General features: G+C 43.2%; 17 protein-coding genes and 3 pseudogenes. 10 read left to right on the top strand and 10 right to left on the bottom strand.

Annotated elements, in window-relative coordinates; genetic code table 11:
• Positions 1 to 284 (bottom strand): annotated as a pseudogene (locus tag H6F92_RS23345) (photosystem II q(b) protein); the annotation flags it as partial.
• 482 nt (positions 285 to 766) lie between these two features.
• Here H6F92_RS23345 and H6F92_RS23340 point away from each other — a divergent pair.
• From H6F92_RS23340 to H6F92_RS23330, 3 genes are all read left to right on the top strand, one after another.
• A complete protein-coding gene (locus tag H6F92_RS23340) occupies positions 767 to 1,696 on the top strand; it encodes an NAD(P)H-dependent glycerol-3-phosphate dehydrogenase (protein ID WP_190359684.1) in 930 nt (309 codons plus the stop codon).
• 491 nt (positions 1,697 to 2,187) lie between these two features.
• On the top strand, positions 2,188 to 3,882 hold the full coding sequence (locus H6F92_RS23335) for an ABC-F family ATP-binding cassette domain-containing protein (RefSeq protein WP_190359683.1): 1,695 nt from the start codon (positions 2,188 to 2,190) through the stop codon (positions 3,880 to 3,882).
• Between the two features lie 49 nt (positions 3,883 to 3,931).
• A complete protein-coding gene (locus H6F92_RS23330) occupies positions 3,932 to 4,387 on the top strand; it encodes a peroxiredoxin (protein ID WP_045356034.1) in 456 nt (151 codons plus the stop codon).
• A gap of 146 nt (positions 4,388 to 4,533) precedes the next feature.
• Here the strand turns inward: H6F92_RS23330 and mnmG are convergent, their stop codons facing one another.
• On the bottom strand, positions 4,534 to 6,441 hold the full coding sequence (gene mnmG, locus H6F92_RS23325; protein ID WP_190359682.1) for a tRNA uridine-5-carboxymethylaminomethyl(34) synthesis enzyme MnmG: 1,908 nt from the start codon (positions 6,439 to 6,441) through the stop codon (positions 4,534 to 4,536).
• Between the two features lie 379 nt (positions 6,442 to 6,820).
• Between mnmG and H6F92_RS23320 the strand changes: the two genes are divergently transcribed.
• Both H6F92_RS23320 and cydB read left to right on the top strand, forming a co-directional pair.
• Positions 6,821 to 8,248, top strand: coding sequence for a cytochrome ubiquinol oxidase subunit I (locus H6F92_RS23320; RefSeq protein WP_190359681.1), 1,428 nt, complete (start codon positions 6,821 to 6,823; stop codon positions 8,246 to 8,248).
• Positions 8,249 to 8,256: 8 nt separating this feature from the next.
• Positions 8,257 to 9,270 (top strand): cytochrome d ubiquinol oxidase subunit II, encoded by a 1,014-nt coding sequence (gene cydB / locus H6F92_RS23315; RefSeq protein WP_002753098.1) that lies wholly within the window; start codon positions 8,257 to 8,259, stop codon positions 9,268 to 9,270.
• A 76-nt stretch (positions 9,271 to 9,346) separates the two neighbouring features.
• Here the strand turns inward: cydB and H6F92_RS26875 are convergent.
• Together H6F92_RS26875 and H6F92_RS23310 are read right to left on the bottom strand one after the other, a co-directional pair.
• Positions 9,347 to 9,448 (bottom strand): annotated as a pseudogene (locus tag H6F92_RS26875) (phosphoribosyltransferase); the annotation flags it as partial.
• Between the two features lies 1 nt (position 9,449).
• On the bottom strand, positions 9,450 to 10,748 hold the full coding sequence (locus H6F92_RS23310) for a Glu/Leu/Phe/Val family dehydrogenase (protein WP_190359680.1): 1,299 nt from the start codon (positions 10,746 to 10,748) through the stop codon (positions 9,450 to 9,452).
• A 279-nt stretch (positions 10,749 to 11,027) separates the two neighbouring features.
• On the opposite strand from H6F92_RS23310, the gene H6F92_RS23305 reads away from it, so the two are divergent.
• The gene (locus H6F92_RS23305) at positions 11,028 to 12,686 is read left to right on the top strand and encodes a Ppx/GppA phosphatase family protein (RefSeq protein WP_190359679.1); all 1,659 of its coding nucleotides are present in this window, start codon (positions 11,028 to 11,030) and stop codon (positions 12,684 to 12,686) included.
• A gap of 368 nt (positions 12,687 to 13,054) precedes the next feature.
• Complete coding sequence (locus tag H6F92_RS23300; RefSeq protein WP_190359678.1) at positions 13,055 to 14,704, top strand: alpha/beta hydrolase; 1,650 nt, start codon at positions 13,055 to 13,057, stop codon at positions 14,702 to 14,704.
• Positions 14,705 to 14,806: 102 nt separating this feature from the next.
• Here H6F92_RS23300 and H6F92_RS23295 read toward each other — a convergent pair whose 3' ends face one another.
• Positions 14,807 to 15,097 carry a DUF3082 domain-containing protein gene (locus H6F92_RS23295; protein WP_190359677.1) on the bottom strand — a complete coding sequence of 97 codons (291 nt, stop codon included), beginning with the start codon at positions 15,095 to 15,097 and terminating at the stop codon, positions 14,807 to 14,809.
• A 66-nt stretch (positions 15,098 to 15,163) separates the two neighbouring features.
• Positions 15,164 to 16,171, bottom strand: coding sequence for a GspE/PulE/PilB domain-containing protein (locus tag H6F92_RS23290; RefSeq protein WP_190359676.1), 1,008 nt, complete (start codon positions 16,169 to 16,171; stop codon positions 15,164 to 15,166).
• 265 nt (positions 16,172 to 16,436) lie between these two features.
• On the opposite strand from H6F92_RS23290, the gene H6F92_RS23285 reads away from it, so the two are divergent.
• Positions 16,437 to 16,631: a hypothetical protein gene (locus H6F92_RS23285; protein ID WP_190359675.1), complete on the top strand. Its 195-nt coding sequence runs from the start codon at positions 16,437 to 16,439 to the stop codon at positions 16,629 to 16,631.
• A 26-nt stretch (positions 16,632 to 16,657) separates the two neighbouring features.
• Here the strand turns inward: H6F92_RS23285 and H6F92_RS23280 are convergent, their stop codons facing one another.
• Entirely contained in the window at positions 16,658 to 17,074 is a 417-nt protein-coding gene (locus tag H6F92_RS23280; protein WP_190359674.1) for a DUF1816 domain-containing protein, read from the bottom strand.
• 420 nt (positions 17,075 to 17,494) lie between these two features.
• On the opposite strand from H6F92_RS23280, the gene H6F92_RS23275 reads away from it, so the two are divergent.
• Entirely contained in the window at positions 17,495 to 18,607 is a 1,113-nt protein-coding gene (locus H6F92_RS23275) for a sensor histidine kinase (protein ID WP_190359673.1), read from the top strand.
• Between the two features lie 96 nt (positions 18,608 to 18,703).
• On the opposite strand, the gene mutL is transcribed toward H6F92_RS23275, so the two are convergent.
• The 3 genes from mutL to H6F92_RS27140 all read right to left on the bottom strand — a co-directional run bounded on the left by mutL (position 18,704) and on the right by H6F92_RS27140 (position 20,852).
• Positions 18,704 to 20,356 carry a DNA mismatch repair endonuclease MutL gene (gene mutL, locus H6F92_RS23270; protein WP_190359672.1) on the bottom strand — a complete coding sequence of 551 codons (1,653 nt, stop codon included), beginning with the start codon at positions 20,354 to 20,356 and terminating at the stop codon, positions 18,704 to 18,706.
• A 12-nt stretch (positions 20,357 to 20,368) separates the two neighbouring features.
• Positions 20,369 to 20,497: an element excision factor XisI family protein gene (locus H6F92_RS26330; RefSeq protein WP_265795814.1), complete on the bottom strand. Its 129-nt coding sequence runs from the start codon at positions 20,495 to 20,497 to the stop codon at positions 20,369 to 20,371.
• Between the two features lie 163 nt (positions 20,498 to 20,660).
• Positions 20,661 to 20,852 (bottom strand): element excision factor XisI family protein, encoded by a 192-nt coding sequence (locus tag H6F92_RS27140; RefSeq protein WP_190359685.1) that lies wholly within the window; start codon positions 20,850 to 20,852, stop codon positions 20,661 to 20,663.
• Positions 20,853 to 21,319: 467 nt separating this feature from the next.
• On the opposite strand from H6F92_RS27140, the pseudogene H6F92_RS23255 reads away from it, so the two are divergent.
• A pseudogene (locus tag H6F92_RS23255) lies at positions 21,320 to 22,134 on the top strand (ISAs1 family transposase); the annotation flags it as partial.

The following is a 22,134-nucleotide window of genomic DNA, read 5'->3' as shown; positions in this document are numbered from 1 at the left end:
GGGTAGAAGTGGAGTCCAATCGCGTTAGAAGAAGGAACAACAGCACCAGAGATGATGTTGTTTCCGTAGAGTAGAGAACCGGCTACAGGCTCGCGAATACCGTCGATATCTACAGGAGGAGCGGCGATAAAGGCGATGATGAAGCAGGTGGTGGCGGTGAGCAGGGTGGGGATCATGATCACACCGAACCAGCCGACATAAAGACGGTTGTTGGTGCTGGTGATCCACTGGCAGAACTGCTCCCACAGGGAAGCGCTCTCGCGCTGTTGTAGAGTGGTGGTCATTGGTTGGATAATTTCTGTATGTATTTAATTGTCAAGGTTCTTTGTTTGACATGAGTTAATACTATCGTCTTTTTATAGTTATGTAAAGGGGTTTTAAGGAATTTTAACCCTATTTCTCATTATCATAGAGATAAGCCCTACTTATGAAAGCGATTGCCCTGTTGACATCCTCCCTGCCCTGAGAGACTATTCGTAAATGAACATTAAGCGGCAATCGGAGCCATCTTGGGTCTCCGTCGCTGGTTATCGGTTAAACGGCGAAGCATCAGACGTATGACAAGATTCTAGTAAGACAGGCGTTGCTAATTTAAGATATGAATCTTCTTTGATGGGATTTTTAAAACCTAGACCCAAACTAACTTTTGGATAGGATGCACGGTTGGTATTCATAGCTTGATTGAGCAACGATCATCTTTTTGCTGTTATCAGGGAATAATAACTGGTAACTGATAACGGATCACTAATAAGGAGGAGAATAAAAGTTGTTAGAAAATGCCAAGAAAATTACGGTTATAGGTGGGGGAATTTGGGGGCAAACTCTCGCTAATTTGGCTAGACGTAATCACTTAGCCGTTCGGGTTTGGTCGCGTCATAGCGGGGAAGATTTAGGGACTGTTATAGCAGATACTGAGGTAATTATTTCAGCAGTTTCGATTAAAGGAGTTGCCCCAACAATCGAAAAATTACAGCAATTACAATTAAATTCTCGCATAGTTATCGTCACCGCTACTAAAGGTTTAGACCCAATCACCACTCGTACCCCTTTTCACCTGTGGAATCAAGCCTTTCCTGATAATTCTCTTGTGGTTCTTTCTGGTCCCAATTTAGCTAAAGAAATTAATCAAGGTTTACCTGCGGCGACGGTGGTAGCAAGTTATACTCAAAAAGCAGCAATATTGTTACAAAAATTATTATCTGGGGAATCTTTTCGGGTTTATCTTAATAGCGATCCCTTGGGGACTGAGTTAGGTGGCACTCTCAAAAATGTCATGGCGATCGCTTCTGGGGTTTGTGATGGTTTACAGTTGGGTACTAATGCCAAATCTGCCCTGTTAACTCGCGCTTTACCGGAAATAGTTCGGGTGGGAACTTGTCTAGGAGGTTGTCAAGAAACTTTCTTTGGTTTATCTGGTTTAGGGGATTTATTAGCCACCTGTAATAGTCCTTTATCTCGCAATTATCAAGTGGGTTATCAATTAGCTTTAGGTTTATCTTTGCCTGAGATTTTAGCTAAGTTAGAGGGAACTGCCGAGGGAATAAACACCACAGAAGTTTTAATGAGAATTGCCCCCCCAAAAAATTTATATGTACCGATTACCTGCCAAGTTGATCGTCTTTTGCGCGGGGAAATTTCTCCCCAAGTTGCTGTCGATGAATTAATGCGTCGGGATTTAAAAGCAGAATTTGATTAAGAGACAAGAGAAGGGTGATTTTTCAGTGAGCGGTAAACACTGATCAGTAATCAGTGGGGAGTGGGGTAGGGCTATTTCATTTAAATTAATTACAACTGATTTTGATTCAATAAATTTTACTTAAGAGTCTCAAGTTTACCTTTCTCTAACCCTAAGAGTTGGTCATAGTAATTAATCTTTAATGTTTCTCAATAAATGTTTCAGGCTCTACCCCACAAAAGCGTTCTCTTTTAACATAAACAACATCAAGGGATTGCGGGGTGTTGGGGTTTTAGGGTTTTGGGTTTTTAGTTGAATTTACCCATTTCCCCAGAATAAGTCATGGTTTTTCGGAGTGTTTTACTATATTTTAGATGGCGGAGTTCCGATTTCTCCTCCTGATTGCTTCGAGATATTGCCCCGAAAACTTGACAGGGACGAGATAAAGCTTAACTAAATGTTACAATAAAGGCGGACTGCCTCACCTGCCTAGGACTGGAGAAAAATCAGCGATGCTACGACTAGAGAGAATTAGTAAGATTTACCCGACGGGAGAAGTGTTAAAAGATGTCACTTGGGAAGTAAAAACTGGCGATCGCATCGGCTTGGTGGGAGTCAATGGGGCGGGAAAATCCACCCAACTAAAGATTATTATGGGGCAAGTGGAACCTACGGCTGGGGAGATCATCCGTCCTACCAGTCTCCATATCGGCTATCTTACCCAAGAATTTGAAGTGGATCCCCGTCGGACGGTACGGGAGGAATTTTGGACGGTGTTTCAAGAAGCGAATCAAGTCCACCATCAACTAATAGAAATTCCCCAGCACATGGAAAAAGCTGATCCCGAAGAATTAGATCGCTTAATTCATCAATTGGATCGCCTACAAAGACAATTTGAAGGGTTAGATGGTTACGGATTAGAAGCACGCATCGAGAAAATTTTACCGGAAATGGGCTTTACTATTGATGACGGAGATCGCTTAGTAAGTTCCTTTAGTGGTGGTTGGCAAATGCGGATGAGTTTAGGCAAAATTCTCCTACAAACTCCCGATATTTTACTCCTCGATGAACCGACTAACCATTTAGACTTAGAAACCATTGAATGGTTAGAAAAATTCCTCAAGGATTTAACCACTCCCATGGTCATAGTTTCCCACGACCGGGAATTTCTCGATCGTCTCTGTACCAAAATTGTCGAAACTGAAAGGGGAGTTTCTACCACTTATTTAGGTAATTATTCTGCCTATCTAGAGCAAAAATACGAACAACAATCCGCTCAGTTAAGTGCCTACGAACGTCAACAAAAAGAACTAGAAAAACAGCAAGCTTTCGTCGATCGGTTCCGGGCCAGTGCCACCCGTAGCACCCAAGCAAAAAGCCGGGAAAAACAACTAGAAAAGGTGGAAAAAATTGAAGCACCAATCGCCGATGTGCGTACCTTAAAATTCCAGTTTCCTCCAGCAGTGCGTAGTGGTCGAGAAGTGGTAACTATTAAAAATCTTGTTCACATCTACGATGATAAAATTCTCTTTTTGGGAGCAAATCTGGAAATAGAAAGGGGCGATCGAGTGGCGTTTTTAGGACCCAATGGTGCGGGAAAATCGACGCTTTTACGTTTAATTGTTGGCTTAGAAACTCCCACAGAAGGCTCGATCGAAATCGGTAAACATAACGTTATTCCTAGTTATTTTGAGCAGAACCAAGCGGAAGCTTTAGACCTAACTAAAACCGTTTTAGATACCATTCATGATGAAGTTCCCGATTGGAAAGATGTGGAAGTTCGTAGTCTTTTAGGGCGATTTTTATTCAGTGGGGAAACGGTATTAAAAAAAGTCGAATCCTTGAGTGGTGGCGAAAAAGCGCGTCTTGCTTTAGCTAAAATGTTACTTGCTCCCGCTAACTTATTAATTCTCGATGAACCCACTAATCACCTCGATATTCCCGCCAAGGAAATGTTAGAATCGGCTTTAAAAGTTTATGAAGGCACGGTTTTAATTGTTTCCCATGATCGTTATTTTATCTCCCAGGTAGCTAACAAAATTGTCGAGATTCGGGATGGTGAATTAATTGTCTATGCGGGAGATTATCACTATTATCTAGAAAAACTAGACGAAGAAAAACAAAAAGCCGAACAAAAACGCATTGAAGCAGAAAAAGCGGCCAAAGCTGCCGCTAAACGGGCTAAACAAAAGGCCAAAAAAGGTTAGAATGTAAAGTACCACCCTATCCACGATTATCTATCAATTAATTAATCTTATGGCAGCTATAAAAGTAGGCGATCGAGTTCCCAATTTTTCTCTCCCTTCCCAAACAGGGGCAACGGTTAATATCGGCGATTTAATCGGTAAAAAATCCCTGGTAATTTATTTCTATCCCAAAGATGATACTCCGGGTTGTACCGCAGAATCCTGCGCTTTCCGCGATAGTTACGAAGTGTTTACCGATGCGGGTGCGGAAGTTATTGGTATTAGTGGCGATAGTCCCCAATCTCATCAACAATTTGCCCAAAAATATAATCTTCCCTTCACCCTTTTAAGTGATACCGATAACCGAGTCCGGAAATTATTCGGTGTTCCCTCTACCTTATTCGTTCTCCCTGGACGAGTTACCTATATCATTGATAAAGAGGGAATCGTCAGACATATTTTTGATTCTATGTTAGATTTTAAAGCTCACGTTACCGAGTCTTTGAACACAATTAAATCTTTTTAGGTTGACGAGAATGGCTCTGGCCACCACAATAAAAGAAATTGCCAGCCTCAGCTTTTACAACTATGTCGCCAGAATCTTGATAATAATCAATGGGAGAAAGTCAAGGAGATGCACCCATCTTGATCGCTGATAATCAAGATTATTTCCTAACTTTTAACTGCCGACATCTGCCGCATTTCTAAATACACTAATAAAGCGTTAATATCGGCGGGATTGACTCCGCCAATTCGCGAGGCTTGGCCGATGGTGGCGGGTTTAATTTTTGTTAATTTTTCCCGCGATTCCATTGACAAAGTTTCGATTTTCATGTAGTCAATATCGGGGGATAAATGACGGTTACTGTGGCGACTAATTTGGTCGATTTGATTTTGTTGTCGCTTCAAATAACCAGAATATTTAATCTCAATTTCTACCCCTTCTCTTTCGGCTAAATTTAAATCGGGATTACCTAAACCATAGCGATCGAGATCCAGATAATGAAAGCTAGGACGACGCAGTAAATCAGCTAAAGAGAGAGAACCTTTGATTTTTTGTTCCGTATCCTTAACGATGGTAATTGCCACCTGATCCCGTTCTTTGATTCTCGTTTCGTGTAGGCGTTCTTTTTCAGCGATAATATTAGCTTGTTTAGTTTGGAATAATTGCCAACGCCGGTCATCAATTAAACCAATTTCTCGCCCTAAAGGTGTTAATCTTTGATCGGCATTATCCGATCGCAATACTAAGCGATATTCGGAACGACTGGTTAACATTCGATAGGGTTCCCGCAGATCCTTAGTACACAAATCATCGACCAAAGTTCCTAGATAACTTTCCTCCCGGGAAAAAACAATTAACTCTTTTCCTAAAGCAAACCGCGCCGCATTAATCCCCGCCACCAGTCCTTGGGCTGCCGCTTCTTCATAACCAGTTGTCCCATTAATTTGTCCCGCACAAAATAACCCCTCAATCTTCTTCGTCATCAGGGTTGGATAACACTGAGTTGCCGGTAAATAATCGTATTCCACTGCATAGGCAGCACGCAACATCACACAGTTTTCTAAACCGGGTAAAGTCCGCAGCATTGCTAATTGAACATTTTCCGGCAGTCCGGTTGAAAAGCCTTGGATATAAAGTTCGGGAATATCGCGCCCTTCCGGTTCGATAAAAATTTGATGACTTTCTTTATCGGCAAAACGGACGATTTTATCCTCAATACTGGGGCAATAACGCGGTCCTTTGGAGTCAATAAAACCGCCATAAATGGGGGATAAATGTAAATTATCTCTGATTAATTGATGAGTTGCCGCCGTGGTGCGGGTGAGATGACAGTTCATTTGTTCTCGTTCGATCCACACCTCCGGATCAAAACTAAACCAACGCACCTCGTCATCGGGCGGTTGCGGTTCCATGCGCGAGTAATCCACCGAACGCTTATCCACACGGGCAGGAGTGCCAGTTTTTAGGCGACCAGTCTCGAATCCGAGACGATTTAGGGTTTCTGTTAAACCCACCGCCGCAAATTCGCCCGCCCGTCCAGCGGCCATGGATTTGCCGCCAATCCAGATTTTGCCGCCTAAAAAAGTGCCAGTGGTTAAAATGACGGCTTTAGCGGCGAAACAAGTGCCGAAATAGGTTTCTACCCCTAAAACTTGCTCATTTGCCCCTAAAATCAGGTCTGTGGCCATGCCTTCCCGAATAACCAGATTGGCTTGGGTTTCGACGATACCTTTCATCACCGCCGCGTATTCCCGTTTATCGGTTTGGGCGCGTAGGGCCCAGACTGCCGGCCCGCGAGAGGCATTAAGAACCCGTTTTTGCAGATAGGTGCGGTCGGCCATTTTGCCAATTTCGCCGCCTAAAGCGTCCACTTCGTGGGTTAATTGGGATTTAGCCGGACCACCGACGGCGGGGTTACAAGGTTGCCAAGCGATTTTATCGAGATTAAGGGTGAGGAGAAGGGTACGACAACCGAGACGGGCGCAAGCTAGGGCCGCTTCACAGCCGGAATGGCCCGCCCCGACGACGATGACATCAAATTCATCTTGAAAGTCTGCGGCTGAGGAGAAAGTCATACTCGATCGAGGGGAAAATTAATTAATCAGGCTAATATTCTAGCAATTTTTCTGAGTTTTCCTCCCAATATAATACAAGTGTACTAACTAAGTCATTGACTAACACCAAAGCGATCGCATAAATCTAAAAACAATCTATATAATCCCTATTTACCCTTGCCTTTTCAGGGCATTACTGGCTAAGTATTATAGGTGCTTATCATAAGTAGGGAGGCACAATTATTTGTAGGATGGGTTAGCGGTAGCGTAACCCATGCGGGCGTTGGGTTTCATGCTTCAACCGTTCGGCAAAAGCTCACGGCCGAAGCCCAACCTACGTTCATCTTATATTTAATTCCACCCACCTACTTATCTTCACGATCGTTTAAAGATTATAATCATGGATTTACTTGCCAATCCCGTCGCTTTGTCGCGGATACAATTCGCCATCACCGCTATTTTTCATATGCTTTGGCCGGTGTTAACCACTGGTATGGGCATTTATCTAGTCATTGTCGAAGGATTATGGCTAAAAACCCGCAATCCGGACTACTATCATCACGCTCGCTTCTGGTCAAAACTCTACATTCTCAATTTCGGCATTGGAGTTGCTTCTGGTTTACCGATGGCTTTTCAGTTTGGTATGAATTGGGCGCCTTTTTCGGAAGCAGTGGGGGACTTTTTCGGAACTATCCTCGGTTTCGAGGGAACCATGGCCTTTATGCTAGAGGCTAGTTTTCTGGGAATTATGCTGTTTGGTTGGGGACGAGTTCCCCCGTTAATTCACTTCCTAGCGACAATTCTCGTCGCTTTTGGGGCTAATCTTTCCACTTTCTGGATTTTAACCGCTAATTCTTGGCTGCAAACCCCCGCCGGTGGCATCTTCGTGGATGGTAAATTTATCGTTCAGGATTACCTACAAGCGATTCTCAATCCCTTCATGGTTAATAGTTTCCTGCATATGTTTTTCGCTACTCTGGAAACTTCTCTTTTCGTCATTGGTGGGATTAGTGCTTGGTATTTGCTCAATAAACGTCACATTAGCTTTTTTAGTCGTTCTCTCAAAATTGTTCTTACTCTAGCGATTGTTATCGCCCCCTTGCAAATTTTTGTCGGTCATCTTAGTGCCGAACAAGTGTATCACTATCAACCGGCTAAATTAGCCGCCATGGAAGCGCAATGGGAAACCATTCCTGCGGGAGAAACTGCCGGTTGGAGTTTGGTTGCTTTACCCAAGGATAAAGCGGAGACAAATAGCTGGGAAGTGAAGATTCCTAATGCTTTGGGTTATCTTTTGGAATTAAAACCCAAGTTATCGGAACCTGTTCTCGGCTTAAAAACGTGGAAATACGAAGACAGACCGCACATGGTGGGGCTAATCTATTATTCCTTCCGGATTATGGTCGCTATCGGTCTTTTTCTTGCGTCTTTAATGGCTGTAACTGTCGGGCAATGGCTGCGCGGTCAATTATCTAACGAAAAAATCGACAGTCAAAAATGGTTACTACGCGCTTGGGTTTTTGCGGCCCCTCTGGGTTATCTTGCGGTTGAAACCGGTTGGATTGTCCGTTGTGTCGGTCGTCAACCCTGGACAGTTTACAATCAAATCCGGACGGTGGATGCTGCTTCTAAACTGCCCGCAGGCGAGATTTTAACCTCTTTAATCGGAATTACGGCGATTTATGTCGTTTTCTTGGTTTCTGCTCTCTATTTCGGCAGTCTTATTATCCGTCAGGGACCCAATCTTAACTTACCACTGCCGGGGACTCAAGAGGAAAAAGTGACCTCACAGGAAGCGAATCCCCGTTCCCTAGAAGCGCAACAATAGGAGGAACTATGGAACCGTTACAGTATTTTTTGCCGCAAATTTGGTTTTTTATTCTGGGTTTATTCCTGTTTCTCTACGTCCTCCTCGATGGTTTTGACTTGGGGGTGGGAATTCTTTCCCTGACTTCCTCCTCCGAGAAGCGTCGCAGTATTTTAATGACCAGTTTGGGCAATGTTTGGGATGCTAACGAAACTTGGATTGTTTTGATGGGAGGTTCCCTGTTTGGGGCGTTTCCCCTAGCTTACGGGACAATTTTAAACGCTTTATACCTGCCAGCAGTGATTATGGTGGTGGGGCTGTTATTTCGGGCTGTTTCCTTCGAGTTTCGTGAACATTCTCGTCGCAAGTTGTTCTGGAATTATGCCTTCGGACTCGGCAGTTTTTTGGCCGCTTTGGGGCAAGGATTCGCCCTCGGTGCGGTTTTTGAGGGCATTAAAGTGGATGAATTGGGTCATTTTGCCGGCGGTCCCTTTGATTGGTTAACATGGCGATCGATTCTAGTTTCTTTAACTTTAATCCAAGCTTATGTTTTAGTGGGTTCCACTTACCTAATTCTGAAAACTACGGGTAATTTACAGGAAGTTCACTATAAAACGGCAAAAATTGCCGCTATTACCACTTTTATCGGTGCTGTCTTTATCACCATCAGTACGCCGCTGCTTTCTGACCATATCCGTCAGCGTTTATTTGACCCTCGACTAATTTACATCTTTATCCTCATCCCGATTTTAGCTGTGGTCTTACTGGGTTTATTACTGCGGAGTTTGCAACTAAAGGAAGAAAACACCCCGATGGTCTGGACAGTATTGCTGTTTATGCTCTCTTTTATCGGTTTGGGATTGTTGATTTTTCCCGATATTATTCCCCCGTCCGTGACAATTTATCAAGCGGCGGCCGCCCCTAGTTCTTTGGTGTTTATGCTGACTTTTGTGGGTTTTTTAATCCCAATTTTACTAGCTTATACAGTTTATAATTACATCGTTTTTCGGGGTAAAATTACTGCTGAATCCTACGGAGAATAGATGGCGTTGCCGATTTCAAATATGAATCTTTTTTGGGGGGATTTTTAAAACCTAGACCCAAACTAACGGGTGCAATTGATACTGGTTTGTACCAGATCACCGCAGTTTTGATATTGGTAATCCCGTGTTTTTCCTGTCACAAAAGGGAGTTTTTCGGGAGAGTGATTCCCGAATCGACTTCAGGAATAACTCTTACCATTGACGTAATAATCGCGGGTTCCCTTCGCATCTAGGGCTTCACCGAGACGGGCAATGGCATGGGCGTAGGCGGCGGTACGCAGAGATATATCGAATTCTTGGGCGAAAGACCAGACTTTTTCGGCTTCTGTCACCATTCTTTCTTTTAAGCGCTCGTTTATCTCGGTTAATTGCCAATAAAGACCGCTGCGATTTTGCACCCATTCAAAATAACTCACCGTTACCCCACCCGCATTCACCAGAATATCGGGGAAAACGAGAATCCCTTTTGCTTCTAAAATGCGATCAGCTGCCGAGGTAGTGGGACCATTGGCCACTTCAAAGATGTATTTTGCCCGCACGCGATCGGCATTTTCGGCGGTAATTTGGTTTTCTAGGGCAGCTGGAATCAAAATATCCACATCTAGGGCTAATAATTCTTCATTACTAATCGCCTCGTGTTCCACGATATTACACACGGTATCCTGACAGTAAATAGCAGTAATCCCGCGATGTTCCTGTTTATACTGACGAATGCTGGCAATATCTAGGCCTTTTTCCCGATAAATGCCGCCCTGGGAATCACTTACCGCCACCACTTGATAACCGGCTTTGGCTAAGAGATCTGCCACTACAGCCCCAGCGTTACCGAATCCCTGGACGGCTACGGTAGTATTAGCGGGTTTTTTGTCTAATTTCGGCAAAAGAGAATGAATAACATGAAAAGCCCCCGTTCCTGTGGCCGTATCGCGGCCGCGACTGCCTCCCATGGTTAAAGGTTTCCCCGTCACCACCGCCGGACTAATTTTACGCTGAATAATGCTGTACTGGTCCATCATCCAACCCATGATCATCTCGTTGGTATAAACATCGGGGGCAAGAATATCGACATCGGGACCAATAAAGTCGGCTATACCCTCGATATAGCCCCGGCTAAGGCGTTCTAACTCGGCTTTTGACAATTCTTTCGGATTGAGGGTAATGCCGCCCTTAGCCCCACCAAAGGGCAAATCCAGCAGGGCGCACTTAAAGGTCATCCAAAAGGCTAGGGACTGTACTTCATCAATGCTGACGTTGGGATGATAGCGCACACCTCCTTTTCCAGGACCGCGGGTGTCATCGTAGCGGACGCGGTAGCCTTGGAAGATTCTTAAAGTGCCGTTGTCCATACGGACGGGTATGGAGACGCTGAGACTAGCTTTGGGATATTTTAACCGCTCGATCGCATCATCGGAAATGGAGACATACTTAAGGGCGCGTTCTAGGCGACTGCTGGCATCGGTAAAGAGTGATTTCGACATGATTTTTTTCCCCTATCTATCCCCATTAGAACATGGGAAAACAGTATATGTCGCTACAGTTTATTTTTCTTAATTAGAACGTTTCTCATAAAGATTAAGTATAACTGGATCGGGTATTGACGACCGACGAAGGACTCCCCAAAAGGAAAGCTTCCTACCTCATTATTAAGATCAATGCTAGATCAAGCTAAAATTGCGAGGCCGAGGCGGGCAATTAGAGGGATAATAAGACCAGTCCTAACCCCTATCCCCCGACTGGTAACTGATCACTGATAAGCGATGGTGAATATTTCTAATCAAGTTACACCCAATCGGGAACTAGCGCCCCCGGCAAAAGTCCCCGATGTCCAAATCCTAGCGGCGATCGATATTGGCACGAATTCGGTTCACATGGTAGTAGTGGCAATTGAACCGTCTTTACCCGCTTTTACGATTATTGCCAGAGAAAAGGATACAGTCCGTCTGGGCGATCGAGATAGAAAAACTGGTAAATTAACCCTAGCGGCCATGGAAAGAGCGATCGCCGCTTTAAAACGCTGTCACGATCTGGCTATTAGTCTCCATGCGGACCAGATTATCGCCGTAGCCACCAGCGCCACCCGGGAAGCGGCCAACGGTGACGAATTTTTGGCTTTAATCGAGAAAGAAGTCGGTATTTCTGTAAATCTCATCTCTGGACAGGAGGAAGCGCGCCGGATTTATCTCGGTGTCGTCTCAGGGATGGATTTCCAAAATCAAGCCCATATTATTATCGATATTGGTGGCGGTTCCACGGAATTAATCTTAGCTGATAGTCAAGAAATTCGCTTTCTTGGTAGTACCAAAATCGGCGCGGTGCGTTTGAGCCAAGATTTCATTACCACCGATCCCATTAGTCCCACAGAATTAGCTTATTTAAGAGCATACACCCGGGGAATGTTAGAGCGGGCTGTGGAGGAAATTCAACATCATTTACAGCTGGGAGAAGTGCCGCGTTTAGTGGGAACTTCTGGCACGATCGAAACTTTGATGACTATCCATGCTTTCGAGAAATTGGGGTTAATTCCCAATCCTTTAAATGGTTATCAATTAACCCGCAAAGATGTTAAAGAATTAGTCAAACGTTTCGCCACTTTGGACTATCACCAAAGACTGGCAATTCTGGGGATGTCCGATAAACGGGCCGAGATAATTCTAGCCGGTTCGATCGTGCTTTTGGAAGCGATGACCATGTTAGATGTTGATAAGTTAGTTCTCTGTGAAAGGGCCCTGCGAGAAGGGGTAATCGTCGATTGGATGCTGACCCACGGTTTAATTGATAATCGGTTACTTTATCAGAGTGAAATCCGTCAGCGCAGTGTTTTGAAAATAGCGAAAAAGTATCAAGTTAATTTAGAATCGGCCGAAAGAATAGCGACATTTTCCCTGTCTTTGTTCGAGCAAACCCAAGCACAATTACATTCTTGGAATCAGGAGGCTAAAGATTTATTATGGGCGGCGGCAATTTTACATAATAGTGGTTTATATGTTAGTCATGCTGCCCATCATAAACATTCCTATTATTTAATTCGCAATGGTGAACTGTTGGGCTATACGGAAATAGAGTTAGAAGTTATCGCTAATATCGCTCGTTATCACCGCAAAAGTAAGCCGAAGAAAAGACACGATGATTTTATGAAATTAACGGAATACTATCAGTATATGGTCAGACATTTAAGTGCTATACTGCGCTTGGCTGTGGCTTTAGATCGGCGACAAATAGGAGCAATTAAAAAGATTGAATGTAAGTACGATCCCGAATATAGAACCCTACATCTGCATCTTTTTCCCAATAATGCTGAAGATGATTGTGCTTTAGAATTGTGGAGTTTAGACTATAAAAAACCTGTTTTTGAGGAAGAATTTGGGGTGAAAGTAGTGGCAACTTTGGCATTTTTACCCTTAAATCATGAACGGTGAGCGGTTATTATTGACTACCACAGGTAAGCTGTCAAGCATTTAAATTGCTTGTTGAGACGAGGCACTCATGCAAGAGGCAAGACCCCTCCAACCCCCCACCCCCCCTGCCCTACCGACATCGGGGGGGTTGGGGGGGTGGGCTAATCTAAGGATAGGCGGTTAAGATGCGTCTTAGCTTATTCAGTAGCTTGAAATCAGCAAGATGGGAATTATCGAGACTTGTTACCCGTTATTCTAGTCCAAGATTATCGAATGCGGTAAATTGATAATTTTTGTTGATAATCAAGCAGGAAAACCGTTAAAAACTGCCAGGTTACTGTTATAATCCAGAGGGAATAGGAACGCAGGAAAAAAAGGAGGCGAAAAACTTGTTGCAATTAGCTAAAATTGGTCGATTGATCGCTCTTGGTTGCTTAGGAACAATACTGACTAGCTTCCCTGTCCTCTCGGCCGAAAGAATCACTTTTATCTTAGCGCCCTTTAGTCGGACCCTAGAAATTAGTTCCCTAGAAAAGTTTGCTAAAACTGGCAGAATTGACGCTAATCTAAGACAATATTTAGGTAATACCACCCCCGAACAACAAAGAGAATTTCGCCAAGCTTTAACTACAAGTAAAGAAATTAATCCCGTCCTGATCTCGCGCTTTTTTAACACCACAATGGGGGAAGATATCCTCAACCTTTTAGGGGAACTGATCACCATTCAAGGGGGTATTAATGGTAAATTCGCTCTGCGTTCTGCCCTAATTAAATCAGCTTTTGAACCGGGAGGGGTAACTATTCTTAACCTGCTGCGTAATCTGCCCACTAATATGCAGATTGATGTGACAAGAGTGCAAAGATTAGCTAGGGCGATCGATGTCGTCCTGAAAGCCACCACAGTATTCACGGAAAAGGTGGCGCAATTATCCTTAGAAGAAGCTAAAAAGGCTGGTGAAATTAATTTTACCGCCATGACCGACCCCCGACAACCGGGACCGCAACAAGTGGAACAGATGCGGCTGGATTTAACCGATAGCCGTCGTCAGAGGGAACTTTATCTAATTATTGTCAAACCCAAGGGGCAATTAACCCAGAAAACCCCCGTTATCGTCTTTTCCCACGGTTTAGCTTCTCGTCCTGAAGATTTTGTCCGACAAGCGGAACATTGGGCTAGTTACGGTTATCTCGTCGCCATACCCCAACACCCCGGCAGCGATACCCTACAGGTGCAGAATCTGCTCGCTGGTTTATCGCGGACGGTTTTTTATACCAACGAATTTGTCAATCGTCCATTGGACATATCTTTTGTGATCGATGAATTGCAAAGACGCAATGCGGGGGAATTTCAGGGGCAATTAGATGTAGATAATGTGGGAGTTGGTGGACATTCCTTCGGCGGTTATACGGCCTTAGCCGTGGGTGGGGCGACGATCGATTTCGAGAATTTACAACGGGACTGCCAAAGAAGATTAGCTTTTCTCAATGTCTCCCTCTTGCTGCAGTGTCGTGCTTTGGATTTACCCCGGGAAGAATACAATTTTCGCGATCCGAGAATCAAAGCGATTTTTGCGGTTAATCCGTTTAATTGGAGTATTTTCGGGGCTAAAGGACTAGCTAAGATCGAAATTCCCACTTTTGTAGCGGCAGGAACCTACGATCCCGCTACCCCCGCCATTTTTGAACAGGTGCGCTCTTTTCCCCTGCTCAATACCGAAAATAAATATTTAGCTCTGATTGAAGGTCAAGCTCACGTTGACTTTTCGGTACTAGATGCGGGAATTAACGAAGCGATCGAATCCATAGCCGATCTTACCCTGCCAGCACCCTATCTAATCGATAGTTACGCCCATTCCCTATCTTTGGCCTTTTTTGAGGTGTATATCCGCAAAAACCCCGGCTATAAACCTTTTTTACAGCCGGCCTATTCCCAATATCTCAGTCAAGGCCAAGAGTTTAGATGTTTTCTGATTACCCGCGCCTCCTCGGCCGTTTTAGAACAACTCATCGAAGATTTTATGGCTCAAAAGGTCCGTTAATCAGTTATCAGTTATCAGTTATCAGTGATCAGTTATCAGTTATCAGTAAACTGATCACTGAAAAGCTCCCCACTTCCCCACTTCCAATTCATAATTCATAATTTATGTTTGTTGAGGGCGTTTAAGTAGTAATTGGATAGCCAAAAGAATTAAACCAATGGTGACAAAAGCAAAAATAAAGGTTCCTAGAGAAGCTAAACCAAAAACTAAAGTGCGGACAGCGCTGCCAATTCTCAAGGCGATCGGACTGTGAGCAACCATCGGTTTTGAGTAAAAAGAATGACCGATCGCTGCCGTGAGATAATAGAGAATTGTCCCCAATGCGGACGAAATTGCCGCGCCAACTAAACAGCGAGTAGGAGTAACTTTTTTGCTTTCTAATTCTGTGGTCATTACTTTTTAGTCCTCAAATATTGCCCAGGTTAAATTTTAATTCTGTTTTCCCAGCATTTTACCCGACTAGGACCAAGGATCGGGGACGGAAGGAAAAGAGGTATTGACTTCGAGAGAGAAAGGATCGTCTAAATCCGAGGAGACGATCGATCCTTGATTCGGGTCTATTTCTTGTTTTAACTGTTCCCAATCACCGGGGTCGGTTAACTCCTCATAAACAGGATCATCGGCAACGATCATTTCTTTGTCCGATGACCGGTCTCGCGGGGGAAGGACTGGATTAGTCAAATCAGGCAACTCCTGGTCGAGAATAGTCGGACTTGCGCTCTCAGGGGAAGCTTTGGGCGAATTTAGGTTAATTTCCCGCTTTAGTGACTGTAATTCACGATTGAGAGCCTGTAATAGCTGCTCGATCGCCTCGATTCTCCCGAAAACATCCCAGGTAATCTCGGGGTTGAGATGGGGGAGAGATTGGGCATCTTCAAAAATGTCCCTTGTGTCAACGATGGCCTCTAGATCTTGTTCTTGGGGAAGACAATGGCCAGATAGGGCTTCTTCTTGGCGAGAATGATAGATTTCGACCAATTTCTGATAATCTGCCCGATCAATGACACGACGTTCAAACTGCAATTCTTGATCCTGGAGGATACGACGTAAATCATCGAGAATTTCCTGATTAGCGGGATCTACCATGGCTAGGTGAAGGACATGGGGAGGGGATTCCTGTTTTTGTAGGGGCAGGATCTGATAACGACGGCAAATCTCCAAGGGGAGGACTTGACGAAACAGATTCTCGATTTCTGTCCAGTCGATCGTCTCACTTTCAGGGTCAAGATATTCTACCCCATACTTGGCTTTTAATTTTGACAGTTGTTCGAGTCGGTAGTATGCCAGTACCTCTTTGGGTAAAGGACGACCAGTAATCAGGGGTAAAATTTCGATTAGAGGTAGATGACTTTTCTGCTTTTCGATCATTGCCTTTTGTAGTTGCCCGATAGTGATATAACCAGATTGCACTAACTTTTGGGCAAAGGAAGGCAGCTTGGTCTGGGGTTTCTCGTTTGCTGATGACATGGAATAGAACCAGTTAAGACTGTACAGCCGACTACATTCCTTATTATGCCCATTTTCTCAGCGCAGCTAACAGGCAGGGGATTTTTTTATTGATAGTAAACAATCATTCATTATATATTAATAAATATAAATAAATATGAAGTAATTTAAGTTTCAAGAAGAATGAACCCGATCTTTTTTAGGATGGGGGTAAAACTGATTTTCAATTTCTCAGGTGGAAAGATGAATCCAGATTAAGCTATCTCAACGATAAGAGGACAAGCCAATGTTTGAAGATTTTACCTATATTACCGATGAGGCTTTTTTAGAGAATTATTGGTGGGAAGAACAAATTATCTGTCCCCACTGCCAAGGCAAAGGAAGAATCTATCTAGAGACGGAGAATGAATCCGTCCCCTGTAAATTCTGTGAGGGTAAAGGCATTATTAAACGAAAACAAGAGGAAACTAACTATTCCTAAAAATCTGTATAATTAGATACCATAAATTAAAAATCTTCTTGAGTTAAAACCTCTGGCTGACATTGTTTAATTTCGCTGTTAATTCCCACAGCAGATTCCGATTGTAGGTCTTCGATATAACCGGATTGATGGGATAAAGCTTCCGAAAAACTCTCAAAAGGACCGAAATAATAGAGACATTTCGGCTGACTGGTGGTGATCTCTACCCACCAGGGTTGGGGGGGTAAACTAGGCTTAATCGAGACAGTTTCTTGGTCAAGAGGCTTTATACTGAGAATCTTGGCCCCTTGGCGCAGGAGGCGCTGTGTTTCTTGACTCATGCGGCTTTTAGGTACTCGCAGGACTGTCCGGGAGAAGCGTTGAGGCCAAGAGCCAGAAGAACCCGAAAAAACAACTTCATAGAGAAATATTTGATTCTCTCCCTGATTATTAGCCTCTAGCATACAGAAAAGATTCTCTTTTGGGGGTAAGGGTTAAAAAAACAGACGCTACTTTGGGCAGATAACTCAAGCCAAATCATCTCCTAACAGAGTAGCGCATCTTGATACCCTAGCATAGAGGGGGGAAAAGTTAAATTTTGACCTACTCTCCCCTCAGATCATAGCTTAACGGGAGATTCTTCCACAGGAAGAACCCGATAGAGTTCTTTATTTAGCCATCCCTGAAGATACATACCTAGGGGGATTTTTTCTCTTGTCAGTTTATTTAAGATGCTGTAGCCGAATAGATGACAGTTATCTTAATGGTGAGGTACAAAGTTTTCGTTGTGGGGAGTCGGCCGTCGATAGCAAATCCTGTTATACTTCATCTTTATGAAAAACACTGTCAATAACATTGACGACAAATAGAGTTTTTTAACAAATATGCAGCCACCAAAATTAAGCTTAGGAACCAGATTATTTTTATCCCATCTCCTCGTTATGGTGGTGGGATTGAGTAGCTTTATTATCATTGCTAAATTATCCTCTCCGCGAATGTTTGTTTTGCGTTTGGAACAGTTAGAAAGGCAGGGATTTTTTACCGTGCGATCAGCGAGAACTTTCTTGGTTAGGGGTTTTGAGACAGCTTGGGATAGTAGTGCCATTTGGTCATTCATTGCGGGAGGAAGTACGGCTGGTTATCTGAGTTTTTTGGTTTCTCAACGCATTATGAAACCGGTAAAACAAATGAAACAAATCACTAAAAATTTTGCTGAAGGGGATTTATCGGCGCGAGTTCCAGAAAGCGAAATCCCAGAATTAAATCAATTAGCCATCAGTTTTAATCAGATGGCGATTAGTTTAGCCGATGTGGAAAAACGGCGCCAGGAATTAATCGGTGATCTTACCCACGAATTACGCACCCCTTTAACTGTGGTGCGGGGATATTTAGAAGAATTAGCCGATGGTGCGATCGAACCTAATCCAGAACTTTATCAGAAATTAGTGAAAGAAACCCGCAGATTAGAACGTTTAACCCACGATCTACAGGAGCTATCGCGAGCGGAATCTGGTTATCTCTCGATTAAACTGCAACCTGTTAATTTATTACCTTTGTTAACTTCTCTCATCGAAAAATTTGCCGATCAATTATTAGAAGATGGCCCGACTTTACAGTTAGATTGTCCCCCCAATTTACCAGCTGTCATGGCCGATCCCGATCGCCTGGAACAAATCTTAGTGAATCTGCTCGGTAATGCCATTCGTTACACCGATCATGGTGCAATTACCCTGCAAGTGACAAGGGACAAAAACCACCTACAAATTGCCGTTATCGATACGGGAATTGGCATCGCAGCAGCGGATTTACCCTTTATTTTCGAGCGCTTTTGGCGGGCCGATCGTTCTCGTTCCCGTTATTCTGGGGGTAGTGGTATTGGTTTAGCGATTACCCGTCGTTTAGTGGAATTACACCAAAGTCAAATCGAGGTAGAAAGTCAATTAGGTAAAGGCAGCACTTTCCGTTTTTCCCTAGCAATATCTGCCAATTTTCAGTGAACAGTGAACAGTGAACAGTGAACAGTGAACTGAAAACTAACATCTGATAACTGATAACTGATAACTGATAACTGATAACTGATAACTGATAACTGATTAAATGCCGTGACTTTTGCCGATTACCCAATGACGACGGAAGAAGCGAGCGAGCGAGGTTTCTTCTAAGGATAAGTAAATCGGTCTTCCGTGGGGACAGGTGCGGGGATTACGGGTATTTTGCCAATCATCGAGTAAATTCTGCATTTCTTCCCAACTTAAAGCTGTACCGTTGCGGATCGCACTCCGGCAAGCGGTGGCCACCTGAGCGGTTTGTAAATCCCCCCCTAAACTTAATTCTAGTAAAGCATCAGCCCGATCCTCCCGCTCTTTTAGTAGAACAGGAATACTACGAACTGCCCAAGAGCGATCGCCAAAACTAGCAACTTCTAATCCTAAACGTTGTAATTGTTCGATTTGTCGAGTAGTTAGCTGATTTAAGATGATCGGAGTATCTAAAGGCACGATTTCCCAGTTATCCTCTAAACGTTCGTACAAAACCCGCTCATGGGCAATATGTTGTTCGACTAACCATAATCCGTTAGGATGTTCGGCAACTATGTAAGTTTGATGAATTTGGGCCACTGCCTTTAATTCCAGCCGATTTTTCGGGGATTTCTCCCCTATTGTATAGGTGCTTTTTTCTTCGGCAGCCTTGAGAATTTGACTGATGCGCTGATTTTGCGCTTTTTCGGGTATATGTTCGGGATTTAGTCCTAAAGCCTTGTCTATGGCTGAAATTATCTGTTCTTGCCAAAAAATGAGGTTATGCAGGTATATTTCTGCTTTGGCTGGGTGACGATTCCAATCGATCGAACGAGGGTTAAGATGTAGATGGAGAAAACAAACGGGATAGCGATCTTTAGGAACTGTGCGAGCGAAAGCTTCAAATATTGCCTGTTCTAACTCCGATGAGCGCACCATTCGCCCATTAACAGCAATTCTAACCCAATCCGGTTGATGACGAGAAATGCGATCGGGCAAACCAATGACTAATTCAATTTGGGCAGATTCTGCGTCAGGAGTCGTTAAGTCAAGTTTTAGAGATGCTAAATCGTTAAAATGCAGAGATTTAACTAATTGCGGTAATATTTGACTGGCATCCTTACCCGGACTAATGCGTAACCAATCTTGATGATCTTGGAAAACCTGCCAAGTAATTTGGGGATGACAGAGAGCAAAATTATGAATTAAAGTCTGTATATCCTTTAATTGTTTGTTAATTGACGGTAAAGCTTGACGACGCACAGGAAAGTTACCAAAGAGATTCTCTACCGTCACGATAGTGCCGATAGCTATAGGAATCGTTTCTAAATTATCCGGCTCGCCTTGGTGATTGTAAAGACAATAACAACCTAAATCATCGTCATGGCGACTGGCAACCCGTAGACGCGCCACCTGTGCGATACTGTGCAAAGCTTCACCACGGAATCCGAGACTGGTAATCTGCCAAAGATCGTCCCGTTGGCGGATTTTGCTGGTACTGTGGGCATAGCTACACAGTTGCAAATCTTCTCTAGACATTCCCCTACCGTTATCCGATACTTGTATTCGCCAGTTTTGGGGAGATATATCGATGGTAATCCTATCTGCCCCCGCATCAATGGCATTTTCGACTAATTCTCGCACCACAGCGCCTAAAGAGTCGATTACCTCTCCTGCGGCAATTAAATCGATTACGTCTTGGGGTAAAACTTGTATGGGCAAAGTCATCAATTAATGGTTTTAGCCAAGGGCAAACTCGCTATATTGTCGCACATGGAGCCCATGGTAAGCTAAAGCGATGTCTTGTTTGGGAACTCCCCTCGCTACCAATTTATCAGCGATCGCTGCTACCGTGCCGTCCTGCTGCACCCAGATTTTATCATTAGACCTCTTGCATAATTAATTTTTGATGGTTCAAAAACGGCAAAAATAATGATTAAATGGCATAAAATCTGTAAATAGACCATTTATTTAATTATTATTCATTCTTAATTCTCCTGACTCCGAGACTACTGGCTACTGACTCCTAACCCTAACAACAATTTTTGATTTTTACCAGAGGTATATTGATAATATCAACGTGAATTATACAGCCATAAATGCGCGTGATGCTGTCACTCCAAACCAGATGAAACAAGAGATAATGATACTGTTTGGTGTCAAAAACTGTTTCGGTTTTGACGGGATCACTAGGCGCTAGTTTACCATAGACAAATCTTCTGATTTTATTGCATTAAACTCTCGTGTAGTTGTTAATTGATAGCGCAAAATTGTATAACAGAACTTCCCCCATACATATTACAAGAGCCGAAAACCCTTATCCAGCAATGGATGCACCCGTTAACTTTTCTTAATGTACCCATGTAATTTGTAACATTTCTTAATGGACAAGAATTCTATCTATTTGCCAGAATGATAGTCATGTATATAGGGTCTGCTGAATAAATCTAAAAACCTTGTTGGATAGGAGTTTTAGACTTTTTTCCCCTCAAAAAGTGCCAGCCATTGCGGGGATCGGGGGGAAAATTCAGGTGCTTTTTCCCTGAAAATTAGGTAGTTCACCACCTGAAAATCGATAAAACCCCACACCCCCCCTGCCCCTAGGGTCGTTTCATTCTCCCATCAGAATATCAAAAGTAAAAGCGATCACTGTCAGGTAAAATGAGAAGTGAACGCGAACTTTTGAAACATATGTTGAGCTTAATAGAAAAACTGAAACAAGTCAAGGACTTTCGGAAAGATAAAGGAAAAAGACACCCTTTATGGATAGTATTAGTAGTAATAATACTGGGAACAATGCTAGGATACTCAGGTTATAGAGAACTAGGAGAGTTTGCTAAAAATAATCGGCACAGGCTGAGTAAAGAATTTAACATAATTCCAGAAAGAGTCCCATCCTCTTCAACAATTAGAAGGGTAATGATGGGAGTTGAATGGCAGATTTTGTTAAAAATGTTTAATGAATGGGCATTACAAGAATATGGACAAAGAGATGATATAAATTGGCTAGACATAGATGGAAAAAGTCTCAAAAACACCCGAAAAAATTCCAACAATGAACAACAAAATTTTATCATGTTTGTCTCATTGTTTAGTCAAGAAAGTGGCTTGGTATTACACCTAAAAAGAATCGAAAACAAAAAAGGGTCTGAAATCGACGAAGGTCAAGCTATAATTGAGGATTGCTCTCTCCAAAATAAAGTTTTTACTGGGGATGCTTGACACTGTCAGAAGAAAACAATCAGCTTAATAGCCAAGACTAAAAATGATTATGTTATCACAGTTAAAGGAAATCAGAAAAATCTTTATCAGCGAATACAAGACCTGAGTAATTCCTCAAAGCCAGAAAGTTGTTTTCTTGAACAAGATAATAGTCATGGTCGAAAAATATCCAGAAAAATAGAAGTTTTTAAAGTGAGGAAAAATGAAAGACAAGGATTTGAAAATCTGCGAAGAGTTATTAAAGTAGAAAGAAGGGGTAGTCGCGGGGATAAAACGTATGAAGA

The sequence above is a fragment of the Microcystis wesenbergii FACHB-1317 genome (genome assembly GCF_014696875.1).
GTDB classification, from domain to species: domain Bacteria; phylum Cyanobacteriota; class Cyanobacteriia; order Cyanobacteriales; family Microcystaceae; genus Microcystis; species Microcystis wesenbergii_A.
The sequence above is the reverse complement of the archived record's forward strand: the minus strand, read 5'-3'. Positions and strand labels throughout refer to the sequence as shown.